Source organism: Carnobacterium sp. (genome assembly GCF_032094055.1).
GTDB lineage: Bacteria > Bacillota > Bacilli > Lactobacillales > Carnobacteriaceae > Carnobacterium_A.
Map to the genome: position 1 here is coordinate 28,564 of NZ_DAMDAK010000016.1, position 3,956 is coordinate 32,519.

General features: G+C 34.0%; 5 protein-coding genes. All 5 read left to right on the forward strand.

Translation table 11 applies throughout. The features are described 5' to 3' along the window. A partial coding sequence (locus RT405_RS04155) for a peptide transporter (RefSeq protein WP_313467810.1) occupies positions 1-762 on the forward strand: 762 nt, incomplete at its 5' end. A 71-nt stretch (positions 763-833) separates the two neighbouring features. Then, on the forward strand, positions 834-1,343 hold the full coding sequence (locus RT405_RS04160; RefSeq protein ID WP_313467812.1) for an AAA family ATPase: 510 nt from the start codon (positions 834-836) through the stop codon (positions 1,341-1,343). 54 nt (positions 1,344-1,397) lie between these two features. Further along, positions 1,398-1,982: a hypothetical protein gene (locus tag RT405_RS04165; RefSeq protein ID WP_313467814.1), complete on the forward strand. Its 585-nt coding sequence runs from the start codon at positions 1,398-1,400 to the stop codon at positions 1,980-1,982. A gap of 115 nt (positions 1,983-2,097) precedes the next feature. Next, positions 2,098-2,739 carry an HAD family phosphatase gene (locus tag RT405_RS04170; RefSeq protein ID WP_313467816.1) on the forward strand — a complete coding sequence of 214 codons (642 nt, stop codon included), beginning with the start codon at positions 2,098-2,100 and terminating at the stop codon, positions 2,737-2,739. A gap of 430 nt (positions 2,740-3,169) precedes the next feature. Continuing rightward, the coding region (locus tag RT405_RS04175; protein WP_313467818.1) for an NADH-dependent flavin oxidoreductase at positions 3,170-3,956 on the forward strand (787 nt) is incomplete at its 3' end.

The following is a 3,956-nucleotide window of genomic DNA, read 5'->3' on the forward strand; positions in this document are numbered from 1 at the left end:
AGAAAACCTGGTTTGTTAGTGGATACGATCAAAGATACTCTTGCACAAATTTTTACATATCGTAATGTTTCTGAGTTATCCACAGTTTATCAACAGGCAAACGGCAGCTACACAATGAAACTAATCAGCACAAGTTTAGTCATCACGTTATTCTCACTAGGTATATATAGTTATGTTTTTCCGAATTTAAGGAACAAAACAGTAAAGAGACTGATACGATATCTAGAAGATATTGAAAGCTTGCCTGTCGTGGGCATTGTCCTTTTTATTCATTGGTTTAGCGTGGTTATCTATAAAGCGACGTCTATCTATCTCTTTAAAACAGTTGGCACGCCAAGAGAACCTGCAGTAGTGGTCCCATTAGTTATATTGAGTATTTTTCCAATTATTTTTCTGATCAAATACATGACTCCCTATATCAAAGAAGTTTATCAATCTAATTATTTTGTTTTTGCAAAATCACTGGGATATCCTAAATATAAACTCTTTTTTTCTTATGTTATCCCCAACTTATTAACATTTTTGGAAAGCATCATGATGTTCATCTATTTAGAAATGATTACCGTCATGCTTTTTATTGAGATTCAATTCAATACCGGCGGACTATTGACTGGTTTAAGAAATACGCAAATGATGCCTGCTGAACACAGCCCGCAAATAATGGTGATCAATTATTTGTTCATCTTATTGCTTCCATATCTTTTTATGAGTATGTTATTTAAAATAGGCAAAATTTTAAATGAACTAAACAAGAAAATGTGAATGGTGCACAAGTTATTGTTAGAAAGAATACGTAGAAATTACGGAAATTATAAGTAAGGAGGAATAGTTTAATGGAAAGAATAGTTATTGTGGGGCCGTCTGGATCTGGCAAATCAACTCTTTGCAGAACCTTGTCAGACAAATTAGATATTCCTGTCATACATTTAGATTCACTCTTTTTTAAATCTGGTTGGATTGAAATTGAAAAAGAAGAATTAATAGAAAAAGTCACGCAAATTATTGCTGTTAACGAAAAATGGATCATTGAAGGAAATTATTCACCCACACTTCCTATACGATTAGAACATTGTGACCAAGCAATATTTCTTGATTATCCTCGATTTCTTTATTTTTTCAGAGCTGTTAAACGTTCTTTTAAGTACTATGGTCATACCCGTCCCGATATGGCTGAAGGATGTTCTGAACGTTTCGATTTTTCTTTCTTTAAATATGTCTGGCATTTCCCTGAAAGGCGTGGAAAGTTGGTGTCTACTTTGCATGCATACAGTACAGACAAAACTAATATAGTGATTCTCAAGAATACAAGAGAACTAAAGCGCTATCTTGATACAATCAATTAGATTAAACACCTAATCATTTATAGAAAGTAAAAAAAGCATAGGAGACTGTTTACGATGAAAAAAATTTGGTGTTTGCCATTGTTGTTCTTATTTTTAGCAGCTGGTTGCAGTTCAGAAACTGCTGCACCCACTTCATCTTCCATATCAAATGCTGTCCAAGAAGAGAGCATTGAAAATTATATACCTTATAATGGAGCTGATTTAAAAATAGGAATTGTTGAAATCGTTCCTGAGGTGAATGAAAAAAATATTACTTTTACCACACTAACACTAGGCGATTTAGAAAAAAATGAGGTGGTATTAAATGAGTTAGATGCTATTTTTATTATGAAAGAACACTTGGTTGAAGCTTCTGCAAGTAAGTATACTGCAATTTATCATAATTTAAAAATTCCAGTATTTTTTATAGATACAACAAAATCGTTTATTCCTTTTACTGAAGAAGAATTAAATTATAAGGAAGTTGAAGATTTTGAAAATCAAACTTACATAGCAGGGATATATCCTGAAGGGACTGAATTCAGGACTTGGCAGTATGGGCTATATAATAATGTTAAAAATAAAGAAACTATCAAAATGACTTATACAAATGTCTTTTTGACAATTGATGAGCTTATTCACGAAAGAAGTAAGAAATAAGCTAATTTTTATAAGGAAGGACTTTTCCTTAAGCCATTTGATAGATGGTATTTCAATTCTTTTATGCTACACTAACTATAATAGCTAGTTAATAATTTTTAAAAGGGAGATGACTATGGTAAAAGCAGTTATTTTTGATATGGATGGTGTGATAGTAGACACTGAACCGGTCTATTACGAAAGGCTCCATGAGTTTTTTAAATATAACAATATTCACCCAGAAATTGAAGAGCTGAATAAGATTGTAGGTTCTAGTTCTGTCGATACTTGGGATGCTATTCAACGTATTTGGGGAAAAGAGCTAGATAAAAACCAATATGAAGCAGCATATGATGAATTTTATAAAGATATGCCGATTGATTTCAGAAAAATAGTAGATCAAGACATCACTTTCGTACTTGAGTGGCTGACCAAGGAAAATTATAAAATAGCTCTAGCTTCTTCTTCATCTCATAGTAATATCCTAGAAGTTTTAGAACAATGCAATCTCAAACATTATTTTCATTCTATTTTAAGTGGAGAAATGTTTAAACAGTCAAAACCGCACCCAGAGATCTATTTTAAAACGGCTGAGGCACTTGAAGTAAAACCTGAAGAGTGTCTTGTGATTGAAGATTCTACTTATGGGATCAGAGCTGGAAAAGCAGCTGGCATGTATGTATTGGCCAAAGAAGATAACCGGTTTAATTTCAATCAAGACCTTGCGGATGGAAAAATTCAACGATTAAATCAAATCGTTACAGAATTAAAAAATTAAGCTTGCACAAAAGTAAAACTAGCATTCTTCGATAAGGAATTGAAGAAGACTAGTTTTTTGTTCTGCATACAGTAAGCATTAAGAATTCCTTTCCATATGATAGGTAAGTTAAATTTATTGTTTTGTACTTTTCAACTGCAGCCAGAATAATTCGATTTTAGCAGCTAAAAACTGTTTGACACCTCATTCTGTATGGTTTTATAGCCTTATGGTAGATAAATCCATTATATAGACCTTAAGTGTGTGGAAAAAAAGGATATGGTCCACAAACTCCTTTTATGTGCCTGAAGTGTAAAAAAAACGAAGATAAGGTAGGTAAACTCCTTTCGCGTTCTAACGATCAAACTCCAAGTTGGTTTTACTTTGAAAAAAGACTTCTTTGAAGTATGATGAAATAAAATCTTACTTATAAAAAATCAGGAGGTTTCTAATGAATCCAAAGTATAGTAAATTATTTGAACCTTTTACCTTTTCTTCTGGCGTAACGATTGACAATCGGATCATTATGGCACCAATGACGACTAATTCATCTTTTGAAAATGGCATGGTAACTACCGACGAACATAACTATTATAAACGTAGAGCAGCAGGTCTTGGTGCAGTGATTACTTCTTGTGCGCAAGTAATGGAGAATGGATTTGCAGGATCCCTCAGTGCAGCTTCTGATAATCGCGTTGAGAGTCTTTCAAAATTAGCAAAGACAATTCAAAGTACAGGTGCTAAAGCAATTTTGCAAATTTTTCATGTAGGGCGGATGGGTACAAGCAGAACATTGAGAGGCGAACAACCGGTTAGTGCAAGTGCAGTGCCAGCTCTTCGAGATTTTTCAGAGACACCAAGAGCCTTGTCGGATGAAGAAGTACGTGAACTGGTAACAGCATATGGTGAAGCTACTAGAAGAGCCATACAAGCTGGATTTGACGGTGTTGAACTGCATGGAGCAAACACGTATTTGATTCAACAATTTTTTTCTCCACACTCGAATCGCAGAGACGATTTTTGGGGAGGCACACTTGAAAAGCGAATGAACTTTCCACTCGCAGTCGTACAAGCAGCAAAAGAAGCTGTCAAAACATATGCAAGAAAACCCTTTATACTTGGATACCGAATTTCTCCTGAAGAAATGGAAGAACCAGGCATTACATTGGATGATACGTTGCAGTTAGTAGTTAAATTAAAAAATCAAGGATTAGATTATCTCCATGTTTCAGTCGGAA